The organism is Pseudarthrobacter sp. efr-133-R2A-89 (genome assembly GCF_030209315.1).
Taxonomy (GTDB): domain Bacteria; phylum Actinomycetota; class Actinomycetes; order Actinomycetales; family Micrococcaceae; genus Arthrobacter.
In genome coordinates, this window is record NZ_JARVSE010000010.1 from 96,701 (window position 1) to 121,584 (window position 24,884).

Consider the following 24,884-nt stretch of genomic DNA (forward strand, 5'->3'; position numbering starts at 1 on the left):
GGCGGGTTTACTTGCCCTGCCGCGCCGACAACCGCGCCACAGCCAGGGCCAGCCACAACTGCACCCGGTCCGCCGTGACCGAGGGATCGTAGCCGGTCAGCTCGGTGATCTGGGCCAGCCGGTACCGCACGGTGTTGCGGTGCAGGGTGAGCTCTTCCGCCACCGCGGCCACCGAGCCGTTGTTGTTCAAGTAGCTCTCCAGCGTGGCCATCAGCTCCGAGCCGTGCGCGGCATCGAAGGCCCGCAGCGGGTTCAGGGACTCATGCGCCATGTCCGCCAGCGGCACGTCCTCACTGGCCAGCAGCAGCGAGGTCAGGCTCAGCCGCTCGGGCTCATTGACCGGCAGGCCGTGGCTTGCGGCGTCCCGCGCCTCGAAGTAGCTCCAGCGCAGGCCATTAGGCTTGGTGTATGCCCCGCCGATGCCGATCGTGGCGTGGATTCCGGCCTCCGCCAGGTGATCGCTCAGCCCGCGGGCCAGCGCCGGTGCCGCGCCGCCGTCGTCATTGACCACCAGCACCAAATCCTTGCCCACGACGGCGGCCACGGCCTTCTGGAGCTCCTGCGGCACCGAGGTGCTGCCCAAGGCCTTGCCGTGGGCGGCGGACACCGCCAGCAGCACCACGTTCTTGCGGGTGCTGTTCACGCCCACGCCCGCCAGGCGGCGCTGCGCCTCGCTGGTCTCCAGCGCGCCATGGATCACGTCCTCCAACACCTGGCCGCAGAGCGCCCGCTGGGCCTGGCGCTGCTTGACCATGTTGTTCAGCTCTACGCTGATCAGGTTCTGCGCATACCCGATGATGCCTGTGTCCTCGAAGGGCTGGCGGACCCACAGCGTGCAGGCATCCCGCCGGCCGGTGGGGACGGGGTAGCTGGACCAGGTATCCGCGGACGGGCTGGACATGCTGCTGTTGTACAGCTGCGCGGCGAACTGGGTCAGGGCAATATCCGTGCGCAGCATGCCGCCCAAATTCTTCAACAACTCGGCCAGCCCGCCGCCGGTCAAAAGTGCCCGGGCCAGCACCTGGTGGCCGGCGATGAGCCGCTCAAGCTTGGCGTAGTGGTCCGCCGACTGGGCGTCCGCCACCAGCTTGGTAATGGCGATGAACGGAGTCTCGTAGGGGACCTCCACCACAGGGAGGCCCCAGCGGTTCGCCTCCGCCAGCAGGGCCGGCGGGACTGCCTCGTGCGTCAGGCCCACCCCGAATCCGATGCCCACCGCGCCGGCCCGCTGCACCTGGCGGACAAAGCGGCGCTGTTCGGGGGCGGAGCGCAGCCGCAGGCCGGTGGTGAGGACCAGCTCTCCGCCGTTGAGGAACCGCTGGGGATCCTCAAGCTCGGTGACGGCCACCCAGTTGATGTCCTGGTTCCAGGTGGTCTCCGCCACGCCCGCCTTGGACAGCTTCAGCGACGTGACGCCCACCAGGGCAGCAAGGGAAATGGCCATGAAGCAAGGATAAACGTGAGCTGGGCAACCGCACTAAACCTGTTCCGTAAGGGTGTGCAGGTGGCTATTCACCGCGCTGGGGCCCTGGCATAGGCTCAATGCAGTTCCATCCATCCGTCCCGGCCTCCGCCCGGGCGCTGATGGCTCCTACGAAAGAGGTTGCACACCGTGGTCCAAACCTTGCAGAACTTCATCAACGGCGCGTTCGTCACGCCGGCCGGCACCGCCCTGCTGGACGTGGTCAACCCCGCCAACGGCGAGGTGGTGGCACACGCCCCCGTTTCCGTGCAGGCCGATGTCGACGCCGCCATGGCTGCCGCGAAGGAAGCATTCCGGACCTGGAAGCACGTCACCCCTGGCCAGCGCCAGCTGATGCTGCTCAAGCTCGCCGACGCCATCGAGGCCAACAGCGCCGAACTCGTCGAGGCACAGCACCGCAACACCGGCCAGGTGCGCTCCCTGATCGCCTCCGAGGAAATCGCCGCCGGCGCAGACCAGCTTCGCTTCTTCGCCGGTGCCGCCCGCATCCTGGAAGGCAAGTCCGCCGGCGAATACTTCGAGGGCCACACCTCCTACGTCCGCCGCGAACCCATCGGCGTGGTGGCCCAGGTGGCGCCCTGGAACTACCCGTTCCTGATGGCCATCTGGAAGATCGGCCCCGCCCTGGCCGCCGGCAACACCGTGGTCCTCAAGCCTTCTGACACCACGCCGGAGTCCACCCTGGTGCTGGCCCGCCTTGCCGGAGAGATCTTCCCCGCCGGCGTTCTGAACGTTGTCCTGGGCACCGGCGAAACCGGGGCCATGATGGTGGAGCACAAGGTCCCCGGCCTGGTGTCCATCACCGGCTCCGTTCGCGCCGGCATTGCCGTCGCCTCCGGTGCCGCCAAGGGCCTCAAGCGCGCGCACCTGGAGCTGGGCGGGAAGGCTCCGGCCATCGTGTTCAAGGACGCGGACATCAAGAAGAGCGCCGCGGCCATCGCCGAGTTCGCGTTCTTCAACGCCGGCCAGGACTGCACCGCCATCACCAGGGTCCTGGTGGAGGAGTCAGTGCACGACGACGTCGTGGCAGCCATGGTGGAACACACCAAGACCCTGCACACCGGCTCGCAGAACGATGAAGACAACTACTTCGGGCCGCTGAACAACATCAACCACTTCAAGGCAGTGACCTCGGTGGTGGAGAACCTGCCCGCCAACTGCCGGATCGAAACCGGCGGCCACCGCGCGGGGGAGAAGGGTTTCTTCTTCGAACCCACCATCATCACCGGCGCCAAGCAGACCGACGACGTGGTGCAGAAGGAAACCTTCGGCCCGGTCATCACCGTGCAGAAATTCAGCACCGAAGCCGAAGCCGTGGAACTGGCCAACGACGTCGAGTACGCCCTGGCCTCCAGCGTCTGGACCACCAACCACGGCACCGCCATGCGGATGAGCCGGGACCTGGACTTCGGCGCCGTCTGGATCAACACCCACATCCTGCTCACCGCCGAAATGCCGCACGGCGGCTTCAAGCAGTCCGGCTACGGCAAGGACCTCTCCATGTACGGCGTGGAGGACTACACCCGCATCAAGCACGTCATGTCCGCCCTCGACGCCTGACCAGTTTCCGCGGGTTGAGCTCGCCGAAAACCGCGGTTTCGGCACGCTCAACCACCAGCACAGAAAGAACCCCAATGACCACCACCGCATCAGACATCACCTACCGGCTCGAGCAGAAGCGCAACGTCCAGGCCGACTTCCCGGGCCCCAAGTCCGTGGCATTGACCGAGCGCCGCAAGTCCGTGGTGGCTGCCGGCGTCGCCTCCAGCGTCCCGGTCTACGTTGCAGACGCCGACGGCGGCATCATCCATGACGTCGACGGCAACTCCTTCATCGACCTCGGCTCGGGCATCGCCGTGACCAGCGTGGGCGCCTCCGATCCCGCCGTCGTCGGTGCCGTCAAGGAAGCGGTGGAGCACTTCACCCACACCTGCTTCATGGTCACCCCGTACGAGGGCTACGTCGCGGTCGCCGAGCAGCTGAACCGCCTCACCCCGGGTGACCACGAAAAGCGCACCGTCCTCTTCAACTCCGGCGCCGAGGCCGTGGAGAACGCCGTCAAGGTGGCCCGCCTGGCAACCGGCCGGGACGCCGTCGTCGCCTTCGACCACGCCTACCACGGGCGCACCAACCTGACCATGGCCTTGACCGCCAAGGCCATGCCGTACAAGACCAACTTCGGCCCGTTCGCCCCTGAGGTCTACCGGATGCCCATGAGCTACCCGTACCGCGAGGAGAACCCCTCCATCACCGGTGCCGAGGCAGCAAAGCGAGCCATCACCATGATCGAGAAGCAGATCGGCGGGGACCAGGTTGCCGCGATCATCATCGAACCGATCCAGGGCGAGGGCGGCTTCATCGTCCCCGCCGAGGGTTTCCTGCCGGCGCTGGCCGCCTGGGCCAAGGACAAGGGCATCGTCTTCATCGCCGACGAAGTCCAGTCCGGCTTCTGCCGCACCGGAGAATGGTTCGCCGTCAACCACGAGGGCGTCGTCCCGGACATCATCACCATGGCCAAGGGCATCGCCGGCGGCATGCCGCTGTCCGCCATCACCGGCCGAGCAGACCTGCTCGACGCCGTCCACCCCGGCGGCCTGGGCGGCACCTACGGCGGCAACCCCGTGGCGTGCGCCGCTGCCCTGGCATCCATCGGGTCCATGGAGGAATACGACCTCAACGGCCGTGCCCGCCACATCGAGGAACTCGCACTGGGCCGCCTCCGCGACCTGCAGTCCGACCTGGCTGCTGCCGGTGCCGCCGTCATCGGTGACGTCCGTGGCCGCGGTGCCATGCTCGCCGTCGAACTCGTCCAGGCCGGTTCCAAGGAACCCAACCCGGAGCTGACCAAGGCCGTTGCCGCCGCCTGCCTGAAGGAAGGCGTCATCATCCTCACCTGTGGAACCTACGGCAACGTCATCCGCCTGCTGCCCCCGCTGGTCATCACCGACGAGCTGCTCAACGACGGGCTGGATGTCCTGGCCGCGGCGATCAAGGCCAACGCCTAACCGGAACGACTCCCTCCGGCAACGCAAAGAAGGTGGGCTCCCCATGGGGAGCCCACCTTCTTTGCGCCTGGGCAGCCTTTTCAGGCGGCGGCGCGGAGCGCGGCCCTGCGGACCAGCGAGTTCCGGCGTGCCGTCCGCAGCATGTCCACCGTGAGCAGCAGCAGGGCCAGCCACACCACTCCAAAGCCGATCCAGCGCTCCACGGTCATGGCCTCCCGGAACACCAGCAGCGCCACCAGGAACTGCAGCACCGGCGCGAAGTACTGCAGCAACCCGATGGTGGTCATGGGCAGCCTCCGGGCGGAGGCGCCGAAGAAGAGCAGCGGAACCGCGGTGATGACGCCGGAGGCCAGCAACAGCCAGAAGTGTCCGGCACCCTCCGTGGTCAGGGTGGCGGTGCCGCCGGCGGCCAGGACAACCATCGCCACGGCGGCCAGCGGGGCCAGGACCATGGTTTCCACGCTGAGGCTGGTAATGGCGTCCACCCTGGAGCCCACCCGGTTCTTGACGAACCCGTACAGTCCGAAACTGAACGCCAGTGTCAGGGCGATCCACGGAAGTTTCCCGTAAGAGTAGGTCAGCACGCCCACAGCGATGAAGCCGACGCCGACGGCGGCCCACTGGAGCGGCCGGAGGCGTTCCTTCAACACGAACACGCCCAGCAAAACGGAAACGAGCGGGTTGATGAAGTAGCCCAGCGAGGTTTCCACAGCTTGCCCGGTGGTCACGCCGTAGGTGTAGGTCAACCAGTTGATCGCGATCAGGAACGCCGCCAACGCGAGCGGACCGAACACCCGCCGGTCCCTCACCGCGGCCGCAAGCACGCGCCAGGTCCGGGTCACCGTGATCAGGAGGACGCAGAACAACAGCGACCACACCACGCGGTTGGCCACGATTTCGACGGCGCCCGCAGGCATGAGGATGAAGAAGTACAGGGGGAGCAGGCCCCACAAAACGTACGCGCCGATGCCGAAGAGCATGCCCGCCGTCGTGTCTTTCGCAACGGGCTTGGGGCCCGTGGTGGCCGCAGGCTCCTGCGCGGGGGCCGGGGACGTGGTGAGTGGGGCGGCGTGGGACGTTCGTTCTGGCATGGGCACGATGTCCATAACAGCAGTCCCGGGGCAGGTATTCCAGCCGGAACACGGGCAAACCGCAAAACAATCAGTAGGCTTTCTTTTATGAGATCCGCTTACCGGCCATCCGGCGCCCGATGAGACTCCGGCGCAGCAACGCCTCCGGCCGCGGCTACCGCAGGGTGGCCGCAGGAACAGGCTTCAGTTACCGGGACCTTGACGGTTCCACCCTGCCGCCCGGACCCGTGCGGGACCGGCTCGAAAATATCGGCATTCCCCCGGCATGGACCGACGTCTGGATCGCCCCGTTTGAGAACGGCCACATCCAGGCCACAGGCCTGGACGCAGTGGGGCGGCGCCAGTACATCTACCACCCTGAGTGGCGCGAGCGGAAGGACCGGGTCAAGTTCGACCGGTCCCTGCAGCTGGCCGAATCGCTGCCTACGGCCCGCCGCAAGGTCACCATCGATCTGCGAAGCGAGGGCTTCAGCCGGGAACGCGTCCTGGCGGCAGCCTTCCGGATGCTTGACAGCGGATCCCTGCGGGTCGGCTCCGAGCGCTACACGAATGAGAACGGCAGCCGCGGCCTGGCCACGCTGCTGTGTGCCCACGTCCGGGTGCGCAAAGACAGGATCCTGCTGAGCTTCCCGGCAAAGAGCGGCAAGGACTGGGAATCGGAAATCCGGGATCCCGACCTCGCCGACCTCTTGCGCCTGCTGAAGCGGCGCGGATCCAACGCGCGGCTCCTCGCCTACAAGGAGGGCCGCACCTGGCGGCCCGTGACCAGCGCGGACATCAACGCCTACGTCAAGGAGCGGACCGGGTCCGATTTCACGGCCAAGGACTTCCGGACCCTGCGGGGAACGGCTGCCGCAGCGGCCAGCCTGGCGCGGACCGGCGCCCTGCGCACGGCCGCCAAGCGGAAGCGCGCCATCAGCAGGGCCATGGCCGAGGCCGCGGAGACGTTGGGAAACACCCCCTCGATCGCCCGCAAGAGCTACGTGGACCCCCGGGTGGTGGACCACTACCACGACGGCGAAACCATCGATCCGAAGCGGCTGGACTCCGCCGAAGCCGAACTCCGGGCACTCCTGTACCGGGAAGGCCAGGTGGTGCCCCTGGCCGCCAACTAGAATGGGGCCTTGTGCGTTGCACCATGCAGCGCATGAATCATGAGCAGGACCAGTTCAGAAGGGCTCCCGGTGACCAATCACAGCGAATCCGCCGCCAACCGTCCGCTCCGCGTCGCCATCATCGGCGCGGGACCGGCAGGAGTCTATGCTGCGGACATCCTCACCAAGTCCAGCGGCGTCAAGGACGGCGACTTCCAGGTCAGCATCGACCTCTTTGAGGCGTATCCGGCGCCCTACGGGCTGATCCGGTACGGCGTGGCCCCGGACCATCCGCGGATCAAGGGCATCGTCAACGCCCTGCACAAGGTCCTGGACCGCGGCGACATCCGGTTCCTGGGCAACGTGACCTACGGGCGCGACCTGACCCTGCACGACTTCCGCGCCTTCTACGACGCCGTGATCTTTTCCACCGGTGCGGTCAAGGACGCGGACCTGGACATCCCGGGCATCGACCTCCAGGGTTCCTTCGGCGGAGCAGATTTCGTGTCCTGGTACGACGGGCACCCGGACGTTCCGCGCGAGTGGCCCCTCGACGCGAAGGAGATCGCGGTCATCGGCAACGGCAATGTGGCCCTGGACGTGGCCCGCATGCTGGTCAAGCACCCGGAAGAACTGCTCAGCACCGAAATCCCGGACAACGTCTACCAGGGCCTGAAGTCATCTCCCGTTACCGACGTCCACGTCTTCGGCCGCCGCGGGCCCGCCCAGGTCAAGTTCACCCCGCTGGAGTTGCGGGAGCTCAGCCACATGGACGACGTCGACATCGTGCTCTACCCGGAGGATTTCGAATTCGACGACGCCTCGGACGAGGCCATCCGCAGCAACAACCAGATCAAGACCATGGTGAACACCCTCACCAACTGGCTCGTGGAAGAGCACGCCGAAGCCGAGAACCCGTCCTCCCGCCGGCTGCACCTGCACTTCCTGCACAGCCCCATAGAAGTGCTCGACGACGGCACGGGCAAGGTGGGCGGCATCAAGTTCGAGCGGATGCAGCTGGACGGGACCGGAAACGCCAAGGGCACGGGGGAATACGTTGAATACCCCGTCCAGGCTGTCTACCGCGCCATCGGCTACCACGGCTCGGCGCTCGACGAACTGGAATATGACGCCAAACGCGGCGTCATCCCGAACGAGGGCGGCCGCGTCCTGGACGCCGATGGCAAGCCCGTCCCCGGAATCTACGCCACCGGCTGGATCAAGCGCGGCCCCGTCGGCCTGATCGGGCACACCAAGGGCGATGCCCTGGAGACCATCGGGTTCCTGCTGGAGGACCGGCTGAACCTCCCGGCGGCCCGCAACCCGGATCCGCAGGCCATCATCGACCTCCTGGAGGAGCGCGGCATCGAGTACACCACGTGGGAGGGCTGGAACAAGCTCGATGCCCACGAGGCCGGACTCGGTGCTGCCTGGACCGGCCCCGAAGGGCTGGACCATGTGGTGCGCGAACGCATCAAGGTGGTCCCGCGCGAGGAAATGATCCGCATCTCCCGCGGCTGACGCTTTCCGCCGGCGCACCCTGTGCAGCGCCGGTTATTCGAGTTAACATCATTAACATGAAAGTCGGCGGGGCAAAGACCCGTGCCTATGACTCGCGGAAACGCGCCTCGGCTGCGGCCCAGACGGGTTACCGCATCCTGCAGGCCACCGAGGACCTGTTCATGGCGGGGCCGCTTGCCGATGTCACGTTGAACGCCGTCGCGGAGCGGGCGGGCGTCACGGTCCAGACCATCATCCGCCGGTTCGGCGGCCGGGACGGCCTGATCCGCGCCACGGCAGAGTCAGCCGCCGCACGCGTCTCGGCCCAGCGGAATGCCGCTCCATCCGGTGACGTCCAGGCCGCCGTCGAAAACCTGCTTGACCACTACGAAACCACCGCCCCGCTCGCCCTGAAACTCCTCGCCGATGAACACTCATCCGCGGACCTCGCCGCCATTACCGGGGCCGCCCGCCAACTCCACCGGCAATGGTGCGGACGGGTATTTGCGCCATTCCTGGAAGCCATGGCGGGTACCCCGGACCATGACCGCCGGCTGGCCCAGTTCGTCGCCCTCTGCGACGTCTACACCTGGAAACTGCTGCGCCTCGATGCCGGGCTCAGCCGTGACCAGGTGGCACACTCCCTGTTCGAAATGCTGGAACCCTTCACCCGGAGGCCCTGATGTCCACCGTCCTTGCCTACACCTCGCCCGCCATCGGCCACCTCTTCCCCATGGTTCCCCTGCTCGGGGAACTCAAAGCCCGGGGCCACGACGTGCACGTGCGCACCCTTCGCGGGCAGGTTCCCATGATTACGGCGTTAGGGTTCCACGCCGGGTCCGTGGACGGGAGGATCCTTGCGATCGAGGCCACGGACTACAGGGCCGGAAACCCCAAGGCTGCCTTGGCTTCCAGCGTTGAGACGTTCACCAGCCGCGCCCGTTTCGATGCGCCGGACCTGCAGCGGGCCATCGCCGACGTCAGCCCGGACCTGCTGCTCATCGACATCAACGCCTGGGGAGCACGGATCCAAGCCGAGTCATCGGGCCTTCCCTGGGCCACGTTCAGCCCCTACACCCCGCCGCTGCAATCGAAGGGAACGCCGCCCTTTGGTCCCGGGCTTGCCCCTATGAACGGCCCGTGGGGGAGGGCCCGCGATGCCGTGGCTCGCCGCCTGGTCATTGGCGCGGTGGAAAAGCTGATGCTGCCGCGGATCAATTCACTTCGGGCCGAACTTTCCGGAGGCAGGCTTCCCCCGGTGACCGGCGCCGACTCTATGTTCCGCACCGCGCCTCTGATGCTCGTGGCGACCTCCGAGCCGTTCGAGTATCCCCACCCGGACTGGGGTGCCGACGTGCGCATGATTGGCGCACTCGCATGGGAGCCGCCGGCCGAACCTCCCGCCTGGCTTGGAGAGGCCACCCACCCCGTCATCCTGGTGACCACGTCCTCTGAATACCAGGCAGACGAGGCGATCGTCCGTGCGGCGTTGGCAGGCCTGGCCGGGGAGCCCTTTACCGTCGTCGCCACCCTGCCTGCAGCCCAGGCCGGTTCGGCCGGTGCCGCCAAGGCCGCCGGCATGGACCGGTTCGGGCCCCTGCCGGCCAATGCGCGGCTGGAGCACTTCGTCCCGCACGGGACCGTGCTCGACCGGGCAGCGGTTGCCATCACCCACGGCGGAATGGGGGCAACGCAGAAGGCCCTGTCCAAGGGAGTGCCGGTGGTGGTGGTTCCGTTCGGCCGCGACCAGCACGAGGTGGCGGCCCGGGTGGTGGCGGCCGACGCCGGGGTGCGGCTGGGGCGGAAAAACCTCACCCCCGAGCGGCTCCGGGCAGCCGTTTACCGGGCCCTGGGGAAGGCGCCGGGCGCGCGGCGGGTCGCTGCCGGCTATGCCGCCGCCGGGGGAGCCGCGGCGGGCGCGGATGCGTTGGAGGAACTGGTCCGGGTGCGCCGATGACACGGGGGTGTTGTTTGGCTATGCTGGCTGGGCCACCCTCCAGCGCTGCTTCGCCGGACAAGACCCCGGAACGGGAGTTCGATGACGAACCTGATCCAGCCTGAACCGCGCCAGCGTGCCGCGCTGGCCGGACACGAGCGCCTGGACCATGCGTTCGCTGACGCCACCCCAGAAATACCCGGCCTGCGCGCCCTGATCCGCGAATCCTGGCTGCGGTCCGCCCGCTTCAAAGCGAACCCGGACAACGCCGCCGCGCCCCTGGCCTTCGACTGGGATGAGCTGGAGGACTATCGCCGCCGGCACCCCCTGGCCGCGATCATGCCGGTCATCAACAAGCTGCTGGTGCAGCCGAGCCACGACAGCGGGCTGCTGGTGGCCGTCGGGGACGAAGTGGGCAGGCTCCTTTGGGTGGACGGCGATCCCGCGCTCCAGCGCCGGGCCGAAGGAATGATGTTCGTCCCCGGCGCCAACTGGTCCGAAGCGAGCGTGGGCACCAGCGCACCCGGAACGGCACTCGCCCTGGGCCGGGGAATCCAGATCTCCGGCGCAGAGCACTACCAGCGCGCAGTCCACCCCTGGAGCTGCACCGCCGTTCCGTTCCACGACCCCGACTCGGGAGCCGTCCTCGGCGTCGTGGACATCACCGGGACGGCTACCGCGGTGGCGCCGCACACCCTGTCGTTGGTGGAAGCCACAGTAGCGGCCGCGCAGGCGCAGCTGCGGGTGGAGCGGCTGCAGCACGCGGCGGAACTGGCACGGAAACCCGTCCGACGCCGGAGCCCGGCTGCGGCGGACGGGCAGGGGCGCGGTGCCACGGGAGGCAGCCTCTACCGGAACAGCCTCCAGCTGCTGGGCCGCGACCAGGCACTCCTCAGCCTCGGAGGAAAGACAGTCGCCTTGTCCGCCCGGCACAGTGAAATCCTTGCCCTGCTGGGCATGCATCCGGACGGGCTCACCGCCGAGGAACTCAGTTCTTTGCTGTACCCGGGGGAGGGCTCCACCATGACGCTCCGGGCCGAGATGGTGCGCCTGCGCAAGGTGATCCAGCAGCTCAGCCCCGAGGCCGTCCCCGGCTCGCGTCCCTACCGGCTCCCGGTGGACATCGTGGCCGATACCGGCCAGGTCCTCAGTTGCCTGCAGCGCGGAGCCCACCGGATTGCGCTGGAGATCTACCGCGGCGCGGTACTGCCCCGCTCCGAGGCCCCCGGTGTCGTGGACCTCAGGAACAAGGTGTCGTCCCTGCTCCGCGAGGCGGTCTTGACGGACGGCAGCGCCGAGTCCCTGCTCAAGTTCGCCGCGCTTCCGGAGGCAACTGACGACGTCGGCATCCGCCGTGCCGCACTCCGCCTCCTGCCGCCGCGCTCACCCAAGCGGGCCGCCGTCGTCGCTGATCTTGAACGGCTGGAAGCTGAGCTGCGCGCCTGAAACCCGCGCCACACGATGCTTGAGCTCGTCGAAACAGGGGTCCGGCAAGCTCAACCACCGTTGCAACCTGGCTGCAACCTCCCGGCTCCTACGCTGTAGGCAACGGCGGGCCCCGGGCGGGCCGGCCTCCTGCACAGCAAAGGAGCTAAGCAATGACCGTTTACGCGCAGCCAGGAACCGACGGCTCGAAGGTCACCTTCAAGGACCGGTACGAGAACTGGATTGGTGGCGAATGGGTGGCCCCGGTGAAGGGCCAGTACTTCGAAAACATCACCCCGGTCACGGGCAAGGCCTTCTGCGAGGTGGCCCGCGGCACCGCCGAAGACATCGAGCTGGCGCTGGACGCGGCCCACAAAGCCGCACCGTCCTGGGGCAAGACCTCCGTGGCAGAACGGGCCGCCATCCTGAACAAGATCGCGGACCGCATCGACGAAAACCTCGAAATGCTCGCCGTCGCCGAAACCTGGGACAACGGCAAGCCGGTCCGCGAAACCCTCAACGCAGACCTCCCGCTGGCCTCGGACCACTTCCGGTACTTCGCCTCGGCCGTCCGGGCCCAGGAAGGCAGCCTGTCCCAGCTGGACGACAACACCACCGCCTACCACTTCCACGAACCGCTCGGCGTGGTGGGCCAGATCATTCCCTGGAACTTCCCCATCCTGATGGCCGTCTGGAAGCTGGCCCCGGCGCTCGCGGCCGGCAACACCGTGGTCCTCAAGCCCGCCGAGCAAACACCGAGCTCCATCCTGGTCCTGATGGAACTTATCGGCGACCTCCTGCCCGCCGGCGTGATCAACGTGGTCAACGGCTTCGGCGTGGAGGCCGGCAAGCCACTGGCTTCCAGCTCCCGGATCCGGAAGATCGCGTTCACCGGCGAAACCACCACCGGGCGGCTCATCAGCCAGTACGCCAGCCAGAACCTGATCCCCGTCACCCTGGAACTGGGCGGCAAGAGCCCCAACATCTTCTTCAACGACGTGGCCCAGGAGGACGACGCCTTCTACGACAAGGCGCAGGAAGGTTTCGCCCTGTTCGCGTTCAACCAAGGCGAGGTCTGCACCTGCCCGTCCCGCGCCCTGGTGCAGGAAGACATCTACGAGTCCTTCATGGCCGACGCCGTGGCGCGGGTGGAGAAGATGATCCAGGGCAACCCGCTGGACACCGCGACCCAGGTGGGCGCCCAGGCCTCCAACGACCAGCTGGAGAAGATCCTCTCCTACATCGACATCGGAAAGCAGGAAGGCGCCAAGATCCTGACCGGCGGCGCCCGTGCCGAACTGCCGGGCGACCTGGCAGGCGGCTTCTACGTCCAGCCCACCGTGTTCGAGGGGCACAACAGGATGCGGATTTTCCAGGAGGAGATCTTCGGGCCCGTCGTGGCCGTGACAAAGTTCAGCGACTACAACGACGCCATGGGCATCGCCAACGACACCCTCTACGGCCTGGGCGCCGGCGTCTGGTCCCGCAACGGCAACGTGGCCTACCGCGCCGGCCGGGAAATCCAGGCCGGCCGCGTCTGGGTCAACAACTACCACGCCTATCCGGCCGGTGCCGCCTTCGGCGGGTACAAGTCCTCCGGCATCGGCCGCGAGAACCACGCCATGATGCTGGACCACTACCAGCAGACCAAGAACCTGCTGGTCAGCTACGACGAGAACAAGCTGGGCTTCTTCTAAACCATCGCTACCTCCACTACAACGACGCAAGGATTTCGCCAATGACGACGAGAATGCAAGCAGCAGTAGTAACCGAATTCGGCACCGACCTGTCTGTCCAGGACATCGACGTTCCGGTGCCCGGGCCGGGACAGGCGCTGATCAAGGTGCTCACCACCGGCGTCTGCCACACCGACCTCCACGCCGCGGAGGGCGACTGGCCGGTGAAGCCCACACCGCCGTTCGTTCCCGGCCACGAAGGGGTCGGCGAAGTGGTGGGCCTGGGCGAGGGCGTCACCGATCTCGCCCTCGGCGACCTCGTGGGCAACGCCTGGCTGTGGTCCGCCTGCGGCGACTGCCAGTACTGCCGCACCGGCTGGGAAACACTGTGCGAGTCGCAGCAGAACGGCGGCTACAGCGTGGACGGCTCTTTCGGGGAGTACATGCTCGTGGACTCGCGCTTCGCGGCCCGCATACCGGCGGGATCCGACCCCGTCGAGGTGGCGCCGGTGCTCTGCGCCGGCGTCACCGTCTACAAAGGCCTGAAGATGACCGAGGCGACGCCGGGCCAGTGGGTCACCATCTCCGGCATCGGTGGCCTGGGCCATATCGCCGTCCAATACGCAGTGGCCATGGGCCTGCGCGTCGCCGCGGTGGATATCGCCGACGACAAACTTGCCCTGGCAAGGACCCACGGCGCCGAAGTGACAGTCAACGCCTTGCATGAGGACCCGGCGGAAGTGATCCAACGTGAAACGGGAGGCTGCCATGGAGTCCTGGTTACTGCGGTGCACCCGTCAGCGTTCGGGCAGGCGATCGGCATGGCCCGCCGTGGTGGCACCATCGTGTTCAACGGGCTGCCGCCGGGGGACTTTCCGGCGCCGATTTTCGACATTGTGCTCAAGGGGTTGACGGTTCGCGGCTCGATCGTCGGCACCCGGCAGGACATGGCGGAAGCCCTGGATTTCTACGCCCGGGGGAAGATCCACCCCACGGTCTCCGTGCGGGAGCTTTCCGAGGTCAACGCCGTGTTCGACGAGATGAAGCACGCCAAGATCGACGGCCGCGTGGTGCTGAAGTTCTGATGCACGTTCATGGGCTTGAGGCCGCCGTGACGCTGCCCGGGGAAGACTTCTCCCGGGTGGCGCTCACGCCCGCGGCCGTGGACCTCCTGCGGATGCTCTGGGAGCGGCACGGTCCGCTCATGTTCCACCAGTCCGGCGGCTGCTGTGACGGTTCCTCGCCGATGTGCTACCCGGCAGGGGATTTCATCACCGGGGATTCAGACGTCCTGCTGGGGCTGTTCGACCTGTCGGACGGAGTGCAGCCCCTGCCCCTGGAGTTCTGGATGTCCCGGGAACAGTTCAATTACTGGAGCCACACGCATCTGACTGTCGACGTTGTTCCGGGCCGGGGAAGCGGGTTTTCCGTCGAAGCGCCCGAGGGCAAGCGCTTCCTGATCCGCTCAACCCTGATGGACTGGCCCGTCTAGGAAGTTCGGCCAACATGCTCCGGGGCTCTCCATCAGGAGGGCCCCGGATGCATTCGCGGAATATAGTTCGGGCTTTTGGTCGTCTCACTATTCGGGACAATTGGGACCGTCCAGTGGATGGACACTATCGTTGATAGGTCTGTTTCCATCACATACCAGGATTGTGACCCCCAATGAATCTTCTGCGGACAAAATCCATCGAGCAATCGATCGCTGACGCCGATGAACCCGGACGCAAGCTCAAGCGCTCCCTCAGCACCTGGGACCTCATGATCATGGGCGTCGCCGTTGCAGTGGGCGCCGGCATCTTTTCCGTTGGCGCCAAGGCTGCCGCGAACTTCGCCGGCCCCGCCGTCACGCTGTCCTTCGCCATCGCCGCCGTCACCTGCGCGCTGGCCATCATGTGCTACGCCGAGTTCGCCACCGCCATCCCCGTGGCCGGTTCAGCCTATGTCTTCACGTATGCCACCATGGGCGAACTCCTCGCCTGGATCATCGGCTGGAACCTGATCCTGGAGTTGTTCACCGCCGCCGCCGTGATTGCCAAATACTGGGGCATCTACCTCAGCAAGGTTTTCGCGCTCACCGGGGCCGATATCCCGCCCGCCATCTCGCTGGGTGGCGTGGACCTCTACTGGGGCGCCTTCCTGATCGTGGCCATCTTCACGGTGCTGCTGGTCCTGGGCACCAAGCTCTCGGCCCGGGTTGGCAACATTTTCACCCTGATCAAGATCGGCGTGGTGCTCTTCGTGATCGTGGTGGGCTTCACCTACGTCAAGGTCGAAAACTACACGCCGTTCATTCCCGCCGCGGAGCCCACCGCCGGCGCCGGCGGCGCGGATGTGCTGAAGCAGTCCTTCTTCGGTTTCCTGACCGGTGCCGCCCCGGCCCAGTACGGCACCCTGGGCATCTTCGCCGGCGCCGCCCTGGTGTTCTTCGCCTTCATCGGGTTCGACGTGGTCGCCACGTCGGCCGAAGAAGTGAAGAACCCGCAAAAGACCCTTCCCCGTGGCATCTTCGGCGGCCTGGCCCTGGTCACGCTGCTGTACATTCTGGTGTCACTGGCGCTGACCGGCATGGTGTCCTACACCCAGCTGGCCGAGGCCAAGAGCCCCACCCTCACCACCGCCTTCGAGGCGGTCGGTGACACGTCGGCCGCCAAGGTCATCGCCTTCGGATCCCTGGTGGGCCTGACCACCGTGATCATGGTGCTCCTCATGGGCCTCTCCCGCGTGGTGCTCGCCATGAGCCGCGACGGCCTGCTGCCCCGGGCCCTGTCCAAGACCAGCGAGAAGCGTTCGACGCCGGCGCGCCTCCAGATCATCTGCGGCGCCGCAGTAGCCCTTGTTGCGGGCCTAACCAACGTGGACCTGCTGGAGGAAATGATCAACATCGGTACGCTCTCCGCGTTCGTGGTGGTGAGCCTGGGAATCCTGGTGCTCCGCAAGAAGCGCCCGGACCTGAAGCCGGCCTTCCGTGTCCCGTTCGGCAAGGTGCTGCCTGTTGTCTCCGCCGTCCTTTGCTTGTACCTCATGACCAACCTCGCCGTGGAGACCTGGATCTTCTTTGCCTTCTGGCTGGTCATTGGCCTGGCCATCTACTTCGCCTACGGCCAGCGCCACTCGCGGCTCAACGAGCGCTTCGCTGAAGCCAACGCGTCCGTCAACAGTCGTCCTGCCACCGCAGACGCACCGGATGCGTCGGATGACGAGGACGAGCTGTCCCGGACCTGAGGTCCCTTCCCCCGCAAGAACTGCCCGCCCGGCACCCAGCCGGGCGGGCAGTGCCGTTTCCGGCTCCTAGGATGGAGGTATGGCACGTCCCTCCCGTTCAGAACGCAAAACTGAACTGCTCGCTGCCATCCTTGACTACCTGATGGACAAGACCCTGGCCGAGCTGAGCTTCCGGAGCCTGGCCGAGGGCCTGGGGATGAGTTCCTACACGCTGGTGTACCACTTCGGCAGCCGGGAACAATTGATCAACGACATCGTGGTGTCCATCGAGTCGCGCCTGGACCGGATGCGTAACACCGATGTCCGCGATATTGACCGGGACGCGTGGCGGGCATTCCTGCTCGACTCGTGGCAGTGGACCATGGCCCAGCGGAACCGGCACCTGACCCGGCTCGAATTCGAGGCCACAGCGCAGGACATTGTGGCTGCGACGCCCCGGGGCACCGCGCAGGAGCATTTCCGCCTGCTGCACCACAAGACCCGCGACTGGCTGATGGTCCAGGGCATTCCCGAAGAGTACGCGGACACCGATGCCAGGCTCTTCACGTCCACCTTTTACGGCCTGCAGTTCGATTTCGTGGTGATGAACCAGCCCGATGCCGCCACCAAGGCCTTTGAACTCATGTTGGCCGTGTTCTTCAACAACCTCGAGACGCGCCTCGAAGCCGCAGCACAGCACCCCGCAGGACAGCAGCCAGCAGCACAGCACCCCGCGGGACCACAGGCCGGAGGGCGTCAGGGGGCTGCGTAGCGGCCCACCCACTCCACAAGCGGACGGAGTTTCCGCCACCGTTCCGCGATCCCCGCCTTGGCGTCCGGTGTGGAAACCCACTCCGGCTGGCCGACCTCGACGCCTGCGGACAGCGATTTGTGCTTGAGCAAATCGGCGCGGGGGTGGTCTTTGGCGAAACCCCGCGGGACGGTCTTCAGTTTCTCGCCCTCGATGGCAAAACCTGCCCCGGCCACGGCGTCCACGATGTCCTGCAGGGCGGACCCGCTGGCGGAAGCATCGACGGCCGAACGGAACCGGGACAGCTGGGCAGGGGTATGGGAATGGTAGCCGCCGCCGATCAACAGTCCGTCGGCATTGATCTGGAGATAGAAACCAACGCCTTCCTGGCGTGCGGCGAATGCTCCCTGGGCGGTCTTGTACGGCGATTTGTCCAGCGAAAAGCGGATGTCCCGGTTGGGGCGGAACAGCTTGGCGGGGCCAAACTCGGGCTCCAGCTCGGCGAGCAGGGCGGTGAGCGGCTGCTTCACCGCCTCCTCATATGTCGCCTTGTGTTCCTGCCACCAGTCGCGGTTGTTGTTCTCTTCCAGCTGCGCGTAGAAGCCAAAGGCCTCCGGGGGAATGCCTGCGAAAGTACTCATGTAGGGAGCCTAGGGCTGCCTGCCGCAACCGGCCAGATCCCGGAAGCCGTATGTGCAAAACAGCCGGACAGCAGAACACCCCGTTCCTGGCAGTCCGGGAACGGGGTGTTCTGTGGCCCGCGGGCCTGAAGGCGGTGCTAGCCCACCTTGTTGGCGGACTCTGCCTGGGAGGTCGGAGCCGAGGGTGCGTCGGCTGCGCCGAGGTTGGCGCGCAGTTTGGCGCCCAGTTCGGCGTCGACGCTGGTCCAGTACTGGATGGCCCGTTCCTTGATGTCGGCGCTCTTGACGCCGCCCACTGCACCGGAGATCGTCTCCAGGAACCGGGCCTTGGCGGCCTCGTCGTAGACCTCGCGGTACAGCGCGCCGGCCTGGACGAAGTCGCTGTCCTCCGCGTGGAGGGAGTGCGCGGCGAGGGTCAGTTCGCCGTCGTTCTCCCAGCCGCCGGCCGGGTTCTGCGGCTCAACCGCAGCCGGGCCGCCCACGGAGTTCGGTGCATAGACCGGAACCGACGGAGCGTTGAACAGGTAGCGTCCTGCGCCGTCCTGGCTGTAGTTGTTGACCTGGTTCTTGGGCTGGTTCACCGGGATCTGGGCGTGGTTGGTGCCCACGCGGTAGCGGTGCGCATCGGCGTAGGAGAAGATGCGGGCCTGCAGCATCTTGTCCGGCGAGGCGGCAATGCCGGGGACGAAGTTCGACGGCGCAAACGTGGCCTGCTCGATCTGCGCGAAGTAGTTCTCCGGGTTGCGGTTCAGCTCCATGGTGCCAACCTTGATCAGCGGGTAGTCGCTGTGCGGCCACACCTTGGTCAGGTCGAACGGGTTGAAGCGGTAGGTCTTGGCGTCCTCGTACGGCATCACCTGGACGTGCAGGTCCCAGGAGGGGAAGTTGCCGGCGGCGATGTTCTCGGACAGGTCGCGGATGTAGAAGTCCGCGTCGGAACCGGCCAGCTGCTCAGCCTGCTCGCTGGTCATGGAGTTCACGCCCTGGTTGGACTTGAAGTGGTACTTGACCCAGAAGCGCTCGCCTGCGGCGTTGATCCACTGGTAGGTGTGCGAGCCGTAGCCCTGCATTTCGCGCCAGGAGGCGGGCAGGCCGCGGTCACCCATGAGCCAGGTGACCTGGTGTGCGGACTCGGGGGACAGGGTCCAGAAGTCCCACTGCATGTCGGCGTCACGCAGGTGCGTGCCCGGGAGGCGTTTCTGCGAGTGGATGAAGTCCGGGAACTTGATGCCGTCGCGGATGAAGAAGACGGGGGTGTTGTTGCCCACGAGGTCGTAGTTGCCCTCGGTGGTGTAGAACTTCACGGCAAAACCGCGGGGATCGCGCCAAGTGTCCGGGGATCCGTTTTCGCCGGCGACGGAGGAGAAGCGGATCAGCATCTCGGTCTCGGCGCCCGGCTGCAGGAACGCGGCCTTGGTGTACTTGGAGATGTCCTCAGTGGCCTTGAACGTGCCGAATGCGCCGCCACCCTTGGCGTGCACTACGCGCTCCGGAACCCGTTCGCGGTTGAACTGGGCAAGCTTTTCGATGAGGTAGTGGTCGGTCAGGATGATGGCACCGTCGGCACCAACTGACTTTGAGTGAGCGTCGGACGTAACCGGCGCACCTGACTGGGTTGTGGAAACGGCAGTCATTGTTCTCCTATTTCTCTTTTTCTTGCGAGGGACTATGGGGAGGAAGTTGCTGGGCCCGCTGGCAGTCCTGGCAGATGCCCTGGTACATGACGTCCGCGATCTGGATGGTCATGGGCTTGGCGTCAGGGTTCCAGTGGGGCGTCAGGCACGGGGCATGGCCGACGGCACAGTCCACGTCCTCCACCCGCCCGCAGCTGATGCAGATGGCGTGGTGGTGGTTGTCGCCCACGCGTGTCTCGTACAGCGCGGGGGAGTGAGGGGGCTCGAAGCGGCGCAGCATGTGCAGGTCCGTCAGGTCGCCCAGGACCACGTAGACAGACTGGGCCGTCAGCTCGGGCAGTTCGGCCCGGGCGGCGGCCAGGATGCTTTCGGCAGGTGAATGCGGGTGGCGTTCGACGGCGGCCAGCACGGCGAGCCGCTGCTTGGTCACCCTGCGGCCGTGGGCGCGCAGGGCCGCAGCCCACGCGTCCTGGCCGTCAAAGTGCTCCGTCATGGCTCCATTCAAACACTTATTTTGAATTTATCGCAATAAGGCGCGGCTAACCTTCTGCCAATTCCTGGTGAACGGCAGGAGCTCCAGGTGACATTAGGGTTGCAGGGTGGGGAAACTGCTTGCTGACATGACGCCGCTCAAGGAGAGTCCCGCATTCCGCCGGCTCTGGCTCGGCTCGGCGGTGTCCGCCGTCGGCAGCCAACTCACCCTGGTGGCCGTGAGCCTCGAGGTGTACCGGCTCACCCAGGACAGCTTCTACGTGGGCCTGCTGGGCGTTTTTGCGCTGGTTCCGCTGGTGGTGGGCGGCCTCATGGGCGGCTCCATCGCGGACGCCCACGACCGCCGGCGCATCGCCCTGCTGGCCACTTCGGTGCTCTGGCTGACCACCGGCATGATTGCCCTGCAGGCCTGGGTGCAACTGGGAAACGTGTGGGTGCTTTACCTGTTGGTGGCACTGCAGAGCGGGGCGCAGGCCATCAACCAGCCGGCCCGCAGCGCCATCATCCCCATGCTCATCCGCAAGGAACTCCTGCCTGCCGCCAACGCCCTGAGCATGCTCTCACTGGGCCTTGCCATGACCGCCGGGCCCCTGCTGGCCGGCCTCCTCGTCGCGTGGCTGGGCTTCGGCTGGACGTACACCATCGATTTCGTGAGCTTCGCATTTGTCCTGTGGGCGGTGTACCGGCTGCCGCCCATGGCGCCCACCGGGGGCCGGCGCAAGGCGGGGATCCGCTCCGTGGTCGAGGGCTTCCGGTTCCTTGGCACCCGTCCCAACCTCCGCATGACGTTCGTCATCGACCTCATTGCCATGATCCTCGCCCAGCCGCGGGCGCTGCTGCCCGCCGTTGCCGCCGTGATGATCGGCGGCGGAGAGGCAACCGTCGGCATCCTGCTGGCGTGCACCGCCGTCGGCGCCTTCCTCGCCGGACTGTTCTCCGGGCCGCTGGGCAGCGTGCGCCGCCAGGGGACCGCCGTCGTGGTTTCCGTCATGGGCTGGGGCGCATCCATCGGGGCCTTCGGGCTGGTGGTTCTGTTGGCCGGCCGGGCGCCGGGCGCCGGCGCCACGCTCTGGTTGCTGCCGGCTGCCGTCTGCTGCGCCTTGGCCGGCATCGCGGACTCCATCAGCAGCGTCTTCCGCAACACCATCCTCCAGGCCGCCGCCCCGGACCACCTGCGCGGGCGGCTCCAAGGGGTCTTCATCGTGGTGGTGGCCGGGGGACCGCGGATCGGCGACCTGCTGGCCGGCGGCGCGACTAGGATTTTGAATGAGGGCTGGGTCCTGCTGCTCGGCGGTGTGTTGTGCATCGCGGGCGCCTGGCTGGCGGCTCAACTGCAGCCGGGATTCCGCCGGTATGACGCCCGGAACCCGGTACCCTAGCGGACCGTTCCCTTAGTGAGGAGGAAACGTGCACAATCATCACAACGGCTTGAAGACGGCGGCCCTATTCGGCGTCCTGTGGGCGGTACTGCTGGGCCTTGGCGGCCTGATCGGGGTGGGAACGCGGAGCTCGGCGCCCATCGTGATCATGGCGCTGATCGGCGTCGGCACCACGTTCTACGGCTACTGGAACAGCGACAAGATCGCCATCCGGTCCATGCAGGCTTTTCCGGTCACCGAAGCACAGGCTCCGCAGCTCTACCAGATGGTCCGGGAGCTCTCGGCCCGCGCCAACCAGCCCATGCCGCGCATCTACGTCTCGCCCACCATGAACCCCAACGCCTTCGCCACCGGACGCAACCCGCGCAACGCGGCCGTCTGCTGCACCGAAGGCATCCTTCAGCTCCTGGATGCCCGCGAGCTCCGGGGTGTGCTGGGGCACGAACTCATGCACGTGTACAACCGCGACATCCTCACCTCCTCGGTGGCTGCCGCCGTCGCCGGCGTCATCACCTCGGTGGGGCAGATGCTCCTGTTCTTCGGCGGCGGAGACCGGCGGAACGCCAACCCGCTGGCCATGATCGCCATGGCACTGCTGGCGCCCTTCGCGGCGTCACTGATCCAAATGGCCATCTCCCGCACCCGGGAGTACGACGCCGACGAGGACGGTTCGCAGCTGACCGGCGATCCGCTGGCGCTTGCCTCAGCCCTGGCCAAGATTGAGCGCGGCGTCAGCATTGCTCCGCTGCCTCAGGACCAGCGCCTGGTCAACGCCTCGCACCTGATGATCGCCAACCCGTTCCGCGGGGGCGCCATGAACAAGCTGTTCGCCACCCACCCGCCCATGCGGGACCGGATCGCCCGGCTCGAGCGGATGGCCGGCCGTCAGCTGTAGCCGCTCCCTGCACGCATGTGCGCGCAGGGAACGACTGCGGCGGGAGCCTAGCTGCGGAAGTTCACGAACTGCAGATCGGCTTCCTCGAAGTCCTTCAGGAGCGCCATGGTGGCCTGGAGGTCGTCACGGGACTTGGAGGAGACGCGCAGCTCATCGCCCTGGATCTGCGACTTGACCGACTTGGGGGCTTCGTCGCGGATCAGCTTGTTGATCTTCTTGGCCAGGTCCTGGGCGATGCCCTCCTTGATGGAGGCTTCCAGACGGAATTCCTTGCCGGAGGCGTAGGGCTCGCCGGTGTCCAGCGACTTCAGCGAGATCCCGCGGCGGATCAGCTTGGACTGCAGCACGTCCAGGACGGCCAGCACGCGCTCCTCCGAGTTGGCCTTCATCAGGATTTTCTCGCCGCTGAAGTCCACCTCCGCGCCGACGCCCTTGAAGTCGTAGCGCTGCGTGAGTTCCTTCTGGGCCTGGTTGAGGGCGTTGGCCACTTCCTGCTTGTCCACTTTGCTTACGACGTCGAACGTTGACTCGCCTGCCATGACTCTCCTTTTGCTGATGGGAGCCCTGCGCGTAACAGGGCCGGGATCACTGGCATCAAGCCTAATACGGATGCCCCCGCCCGGGGCGGCGAGGAATTCACAGTTCCCTCTCAGCGGACGCACCGCGGGAACGAAGGCGCCCTGGCGAGAGTTGGAGCAGTTGTACAAGCTCGAAGGGAACACCATGCACCGCAAAGCCGCCCGTTACGTCACCCGGACCACCTCAGCAGCAGCCGGGGCGGTGGCAACGGCAGCAACCTCGGTGGCAGCGGCGGCGGTGGCGGCCTCGATCGTCTTCAGTCCGGTGGCGGACGCTTCCTCGCGGATGGACGGCGTGCGGGCCGACCTCCAGCGGGCGGTGCAGCTGAACCAGATCACCGCAGAGCAGGCGCTCAGCTTCGAAGCCAAGCTCGCCGGGCGCATCCTGGGTGAGGCCTGACCGGGGCCGGTTTTCCCGTCATTTCAGGGGATTGCGGGTGCTGCAGGGCCCGATTCGATTCTTCGCCGGAAGTTCTGTAAAGTTGTCTTGCCCGCGGTTACTGGAAGCGGAACGGACCGGAAACGGACGCTCCGAACACTGCATCGGCGGGTACTTCTTTTGAAGTTCGGCAGATTACCCGAGCGGCCAAAGGGGGCTGACTGTAAATCAGCTGGCAACGCCTACGGGGGTTCGAATCCCTCATCTGCCACCCTTGGACAAGCCTCCGGAACCATCAGGTTCCGGAGGCTTTTTCGTGTCTTCAGTCAGTTCCGGAGGACGGCCGAAAGCGGGTGCCGGACCGTCGTCGACACCATCCGGCGAACCGTCATGGCCTTGTCCGCGGATCCTGCCGGTAAAGGTTCGGACCCGCGGACAAGCTTCTGAAGTCCCGGTTCAGCGCCGTGGTTCACGTGCCGTCAGTTCAAGGCGATCAGGAGCATCGTGCTGGTGCCCGGGATGCAGGTTTGCAGGATGGCCCGGGGGAACCCGCCGAAGACCGCAATCACGTCGTTGGTGGTTCCGGGGTTGGGGACTGTGCCGCGGCCGGTCACGGTGTAGGTGCCGTATCCGGGGATGCTGACGGTCTCGCCCACGCCGATTCCGGAGAACCGTGCCCAGCCGCCGCAGAAGTCGTGCTCGGTGATGAACAGCGAGTACCCGTCATTCGGGGTGAAGTGGATGGGGCCGATGCACGCGTCCACCATTGACTGGCCGCCCGATCCTGCCACGTAGATGGTGCGGACGGCGGGTGCTGCCGGTGCCGGCGCAGGTGCGGGAGCCGCCGCGGGGGCAGGGGCCGGGGCTGCTGCCGGGGCAGGCGCGGCGGCTGGAGCCGGAGCCGGGGCGGCCACCGCGATGGCAGGGCCGGTCAGCAGCAGTGTCTGGCCCGGGTAGATGATGCTGTATGCGCCCAAGCCGTTGGCGGCGAGCATGGCGTTCATGTCCACGCCGTGGCCGGCGGCAATCGCGCCCACAGTGTCGCCGGACACCACCGTGTAGACGTTGGGGTCCCCTGCCGGCTCGGGAGCGGGAGCAGGTGCCGGAGCCGGTTCGGGGGCTGGTGCCGGGGCGGGCGCCGGTGCCGGGGCTGCTTCCGCGGCTGGGGCGGCCACTGCCGCGGCTGCGGGTGCCGCAGCGGCGGGCGCATCCGGGGCATTTTGTCCGGAGGCGTCTGCTGCCCCGCTGGAGTCAACGGCGGGAGCCGGCGACGGAACGGCGGCCGCCGCCACCTGGACCGCCGCCGCAGGTGTGCCTCCGCTGACGGACGCGGGTGGGGCAGCCATGGCGCCGATGCCCATTGCGGCGACTACGGCCGCCGTGGCCATGCCGGCCCATAACTTGTTGCTGATAACCGGGCGTCCGGTGGTGAGGTCCGTCCGGGGTTCGTCGGTGACAAAGCTCCTGCTGGTGCCGTCGGAAGGGGGGAGAGGCTGGTTCATGGGTGGGCCCATCTGGGTTCGGTCCCGCCAGGACATGCGGTGCATGCCCCCGGTCAAGGACGGATCGCGATGCCATTGCACCGCCGGCCCCGGCAGGTGCCGGAGCCGCGGGCGGTGCAAGATGGAGGCATCCGCATACCCAGAAAATGCGGAGCTCCGCGTGATGGCAGGAACGTCCGGAAGCAACCCGGTGCACCTGCCGGTGCGTGGTGGTCCTAG

The 24,884-nt window shown here is 66.8% G+C and carries 22 protein-coding genes and 1 tRNA gene; 16 read left to right on the forward strand and 7 right to left on the reverse strand.

Going from position 1 to position 24,884, the window contains the following annotated elements; all coding sequences use genetic code 11:
- Window positions 1-7 precede the first annotated feature (7 nt).
- Entirely contained in the window at window positions 8-1,444 is a 1,437-nt protein-coding gene (locus tag QRM95_RS16180; protein WP_285248556.1) for a PucR family transcriptional regulator, read from the reverse strand.
- 168 nt (window positions 1,445-1,612) lie between these two features.
- Between QRM95_RS16180 and QRM95_RS16185 the strand changes: the two genes are divergently transcribed.
- Complete coding sequence (locus tag QRM95_RS16185) at window positions 1,613-3,043, forward strand: aminobutyraldehyde dehydrogenase (protein WP_285248557.1); 1,431 nt, start codon at window positions 1,613-1,615, stop codon at window positions 3,041-3,043.
- A 74-nt stretch (window positions 3,044-3,117) separates the two neighbouring features.
- Window positions 3,118-4,488, forward strand: a complete 1,371-nt coding sequence (gene gabT / locus QRM95_RS16190) for a 4-aminobutyrate--2-oxoglutarate transaminase (RefSeq protein WP_285248558.1) — start codon at window positions 3,118-3,120, stop codon at window positions 4,486-4,488.
- A gap of 80 nt (window positions 4,489-4,568) precedes the next feature.
- Here the strand turns inward: gabT and rarD are convergent, their stop codons facing one another.
- Entirely contained in the window at window positions 4,569-5,579 is a 1,011-nt protein-coding gene (gene rarD / locus QRM95_RS16195; protein WP_285248559.1) for an EamA family transporter RarD, read from the reverse strand.
- Between the two features lie 119 nt (window positions 5,580-5,698).
- Here rarD and QRM95_RS16200 point away from each other — a divergent pair, with 119 nt between their 5' ends.
- From QRM95_RS16200 to QRM95_RS16245, 10 genes are all read left to right on the forward strand, one after another.
- Complete coding sequence (locus QRM95_RS16200; protein ID WP_285248560.1) at window positions 5,699-6,694, forward strand: DNA topoisomerase IB; 996 nt, start codon at window positions 5,699-5,701, stop codon at window positions 6,692-6,694.
- A gap of 39 nt (window positions 6,695-6,733) precedes the next feature.
- Window positions 6,734-8,194: an FAD-dependent oxidoreductase gene (locus QRM95_RS16205; protein ID WP_502934981.1), complete on the forward strand. Its 1,461-nt coding sequence runs from the start codon at window positions 6,734-6,736 to the stop codon at window positions 8,192-8,194.
- Between the two features lie 56 nt (window positions 8,195-8,250).
- Window positions 8,251-8,856 (forward strand): TetR/AcrR family transcriptional regulator, encoded by a 606-nt coding sequence (locus QRM95_RS16210; RefSeq protein ID WP_285248562.1) that lies wholly within the window; start codon window positions 8,251-8,253, stop codon window positions 8,854-8,856.
- A complete protein-coding gene (locus QRM95_RS16215; protein WP_285248563.1) occupies window positions 8,856-10,130 on the forward strand; it encodes a glycosyltransferase in 1,275 nt (424 codons plus the stop codon). The genes QRM95_RS16210 and QRM95_RS16215 overlap by 1 nt, the downstream gene beginning before the upstream one ends.
- 81 nt (window positions 10,131-10,211) lie before the next feature.
- On the forward strand, window positions 10,212-11,555 hold the full coding sequence (locus tag QRM95_RS16220) for a GAF domain-containing protein (protein WP_285248564.1): 1,344 nt from the start codon (window positions 10,212-10,214) through the stop codon (window positions 11,553-11,555).
- Window positions 11,556-11,707: 152 nt separating this feature from the next.
- Window positions 11,708-13,231: an acetaldehyde dehydrogenase ExaC gene (gene exaC / locus QRM95_RS16225; RefSeq protein WP_285248565.1), complete on the forward strand. Its 1,524-nt coding sequence runs from the start codon at window positions 11,708-11,710 to the stop codon at window positions 13,229-13,231.
- A 41-nt stretch (window positions 13,232-13,272) separates the two neighbouring features.
- The gene (gene adhP / locus QRM95_RS16230) at window positions 13,273-14,295 is read left to right on the forward strand and encodes an alcohol dehydrogenase AdhP (protein ID WP_285248566.1); all 1,023 of its coding nucleotides are present in this window, start codon (window positions 13,273-13,275) and stop codon (window positions 14,293-14,295) included.
- Entirely contained in the window at window positions 14,295-14,702 is a 408-nt protein-coding gene (locus tag QRM95_RS16235) for a DUF779 domain-containing protein (protein ID WP_285248567.1), read from the forward strand. The genes adhP and QRM95_RS16235 overlap by 1 nt, the downstream gene beginning before the upstream one ends.
- 173 nt (window positions 14,703-14,875) lie before the next feature.
- A complete protein-coding gene (locus tag QRM95_RS16240) occupies window positions 14,876-16,435 on the forward strand; it encodes an amino acid permease (protein WP_285248568.1) in 1,560 nt (519 codons plus the stop codon).
- A 79-nt stretch (window positions 16,436-16,514) separates the two neighbouring features.
- Complete coding sequence (locus QRM95_RS16245) at window positions 16,515-17,186, forward strand: TetR/AcrR family transcriptional regulator (RefSeq protein WP_285248569.1); 672 nt, start codon at window positions 16,515-16,517, stop codon at window positions 17,184-17,186.
- On the opposite strand, the gene QRM95_RS16250 is transcribed toward QRM95_RS16245, so the two are convergent.
- The 3 genes from QRM95_RS16250 to QRM95_RS16260 all read right to left on the reverse strand — a co-directional run bounded on the left by QRM95_RS16250 (window position 17,171) and on the right by QRM95_RS16260 (window position 19,933).
- Window positions 17,171-17,806 (reverse strand): DUF2461 domain-containing protein, encoded by a 636-nt coding sequence (locus QRM95_RS16250; RefSeq protein WP_285248570.1) that lies wholly within the window; start codon window positions 17,804-17,806, stop codon window positions 17,171-17,173. The genes QRM95_RS16245 and QRM95_RS16250 overlap by 16 nt on opposite strands.
- 137 nt (window positions 17,807-17,943) lie before the next feature.
- Window positions 17,944-19,440 (reverse strand): catalase, encoded by a 1,497-nt coding sequence (locus QRM95_RS16255; RefSeq protein WP_285248571.1) that lies wholly within the window; start codon window positions 19,438-19,440, stop codon window positions 17,944-17,946.
- Window positions 19,441-19,447: 7 nt separating this feature from the next.
- The gene (locus QRM95_RS16260; protein WP_018760544.1) at window positions 19,448-19,933 is read right to left on the reverse strand and encodes a Fur family transcriptional regulator; all 486 of its coding nucleotides are present in this window, start codon (window positions 19,931-19,933) and stop codon (window positions 19,448-19,450) included.
- Window positions 19,934-20,039: 106 nt separating this feature from the next.
- On the opposite strand from QRM95_RS16260, the gene QRM95_RS16265 reads away from it, so the two are divergent.
- Together QRM95_RS16265 and htpX are read left to right on the forward strand one after the other, a co-directional pair.
- Window positions 20,040-21,311, forward strand: coding sequence for an MFS transporter (locus QRM95_RS16265; RefSeq protein ID WP_285248572.1), 1,272 nt, complete (start codon window positions 20,040-20,042; stop codon window positions 21,309-21,311).
- Window positions 21,312-21,339: 28 nt separating this feature from the next.
- Entirely contained in the window at window positions 21,340-22,206 is an 867-nt protein-coding gene (gene htpX, locus QRM95_RS16270; RefSeq protein WP_285248573.1) for a zinc metalloprotease HtpX, read from the forward strand.
- Window positions 22,207-22,253: 47 nt separating this feature from the next.
- Here htpX and QRM95_RS16275 read toward each other — a convergent pair whose 3' ends face one another.
- Window positions 22,254-22,745 carry a YajQ family cyclic di-GMP-binding protein gene (locus QRM95_RS16275; protein ID WP_018760541.1) on the reverse strand — a complete coding sequence of 164 codons (492 nt, stop codon included), beginning with the start codon at window positions 22,743-22,745 and terminating at the stop codon, window positions 22,254-22,256.
- Window positions 22,746-22,929: 184 nt separating this feature from the next.
- Here QRM95_RS16275 and QRM95_RS16280 point away from each other — a divergent pair, with 184 nt between their 5' ends.
- Together QRM95_RS16280 and QRM95_RS16285 are read left to right on the forward strand one after the other, a co-directional pair.
- Window positions 22,930-23,184 carry a hypothetical protein gene (locus tag QRM95_RS16280; RefSeq protein WP_285248574.1) on the forward strand — a complete coding sequence of 85 codons (255 nt, stop codon included), beginning with the start codon at window positions 22,930-22,932 and terminating at the stop codon, window positions 23,182-23,184.
- Window positions 23,185-23,352: 168 nt separating this feature from the next.
- Window positions 23,353-23,434 (forward strand) — tRNA-Tyr (locus QRM95_RS16285).
- Window positions 23,435-23,642: 208 nt separating this feature from the next.
- On the opposite strand, the gene QRM95_RS16290 is transcribed toward QRM95_RS16285, so the two are convergent.
- Window positions 23,643-24,665, reverse strand: coding sequence for a LysM peptidoglycan-binding domain-containing protein (locus QRM95_RS16290; RefSeq protein WP_285248575.1), 1,023 nt, complete (start codon window positions 24,663-24,665; stop codon window positions 23,643-23,645).
- Window positions 24,666-24,884 lie beyond the last annotated feature (219 nt).

Excerpts from the sequence above, each read along its gene's own strand:
- QRM95_RS16180 (WP_285248556.1), bottom strand. The coding sequence starts at position 1,444 with ATGGCCATTTCCCTTGCTGCCCTGGTGGGCGTCACGTCGCTGAAGCTG.
- gabT (WP_285248558.1), top strand. The coding sequence starts at position 3,118 with ATGACCACCACCGCATCAGACATCACCTACCGGCTCGAGCAGAAGCGC.
- rarD (WP_285248559.1), bottom strand. The coding sequence starts at position 5,579 with ATGCCAGAACGAACGTCCCACGCCGCCCCACTCACCACGTCCCCGGCC.
- QRM95_RS16200 (WP_285248560.1), top strand. The coding sequence starts at position 5,699 with ATGAGACTCCGGCGCAGCAACGCCTCCGGCCGCGGCTACCGCAGGGTG.
- QRM95_RS16205 (WP_502934981.1), top strand. The coding sequence starts at position 6,734 with ATGAGCAGGACCAGTTCAGAAGGGCTCCCGGTGACCAATCACAGCGAA.
- QRM95_RS16210 (WP_285248562.1), top strand. The coding sequence starts at position 8,251 with ATGAAAGTCGGCGGGGCAAAGACCCGTGCCTATGACTCGCGGAAACGC.
- QRM95_RS16215 (WP_285248563.1), top strand. The coding sequence starts at position 8,856 with ATGTCCACCGTCCTTGCCTACACCTCGCCCGCCATCGGCCACCTCTTC.
- QRM95_RS16220 (WP_285248564.1), top strand. The coding sequence starts at position 10,212 with ATGACGAACCTGATCCAGCCTGAACCGCGCCAGCGTGCCGCGCTGGCC.
- exaC (WP_285248565.1), top strand. The coding sequence starts at position 11,708 with ATGACCGTTTACGCGCAGCCAGGAACCGACGGCTCGAAGGTCACCTTC.
- adhP (WP_285248566.1), top strand. The coding sequence starts at position 13,273 with ATGACGACGAGAATGCAAGCAGCAGTAGTAACCGAATTCGGCACCGAC.
- QRM95_RS16235 (WP_285248567.1), top strand. The coding sequence starts at position 14,295 with ATGCACGTTCATGGGCTTGAGGCCGCCGTGACGCTGCCCGGGGAAGAC.
- QRM95_RS16240 (WP_285248568.1), top strand. The coding sequence starts at position 14,876 with ATGAATCTTCTGCGGACAAAATCCATCGAGCAATCGATCGCTGACGCC.
- QRM95_RS16245 (WP_285248569.1), top strand. The coding sequence starts at position 16,515 with ATGGCACGTCCCTCCCGTTCAGAACGCAAAACTGAACTGCTCGCTGCC.
- QRM95_RS16250 (WP_285248570.1), bottom strand. The coding sequence starts at position 17,806 with ATGAGTACTTTCGCAGGCATTCCCCCGGAGGCCTTTGGCTTCTACGCG.
- QRM95_RS16255 (WP_285248571.1), bottom strand. The coding sequence starts at position 19,440 with ATGACTGCCGTTTCCACAACCCAGTCAGGTGCGCCGGTTACGTCCGAC.
- QRM95_RS16260 (WP_018760544.1), bottom strand. The coding sequence starts at position 19,933 with ATGACGGAGCACTTTGACGGCCAGGACGCGTGGGCTGCGGCCCTGCGC.
- QRM95_RS16275 (WP_018760541.1), bottom strand. The coding sequence starts at position 22,745 with ATGGCAGGCGAGTCAACGTTCGACGTCGTAAGCAAAGTGGACAAGCAG.
- QRM95_RS16280 (WP_285248574.1), top strand. The coding sequence starts at position 22,930 with ATGCACCGCAAAGCCGCCCGTTACGTCACCCGGACCACCTCAGCAGCA.
- QRM95_RS16290 (WP_285248575.1), bottom strand. The coding sequence starts at position 24,665 with ATGAACCAGCCTCTCCCCCCTTCCGACGGCACCAGCAGGAGCTTTGTC.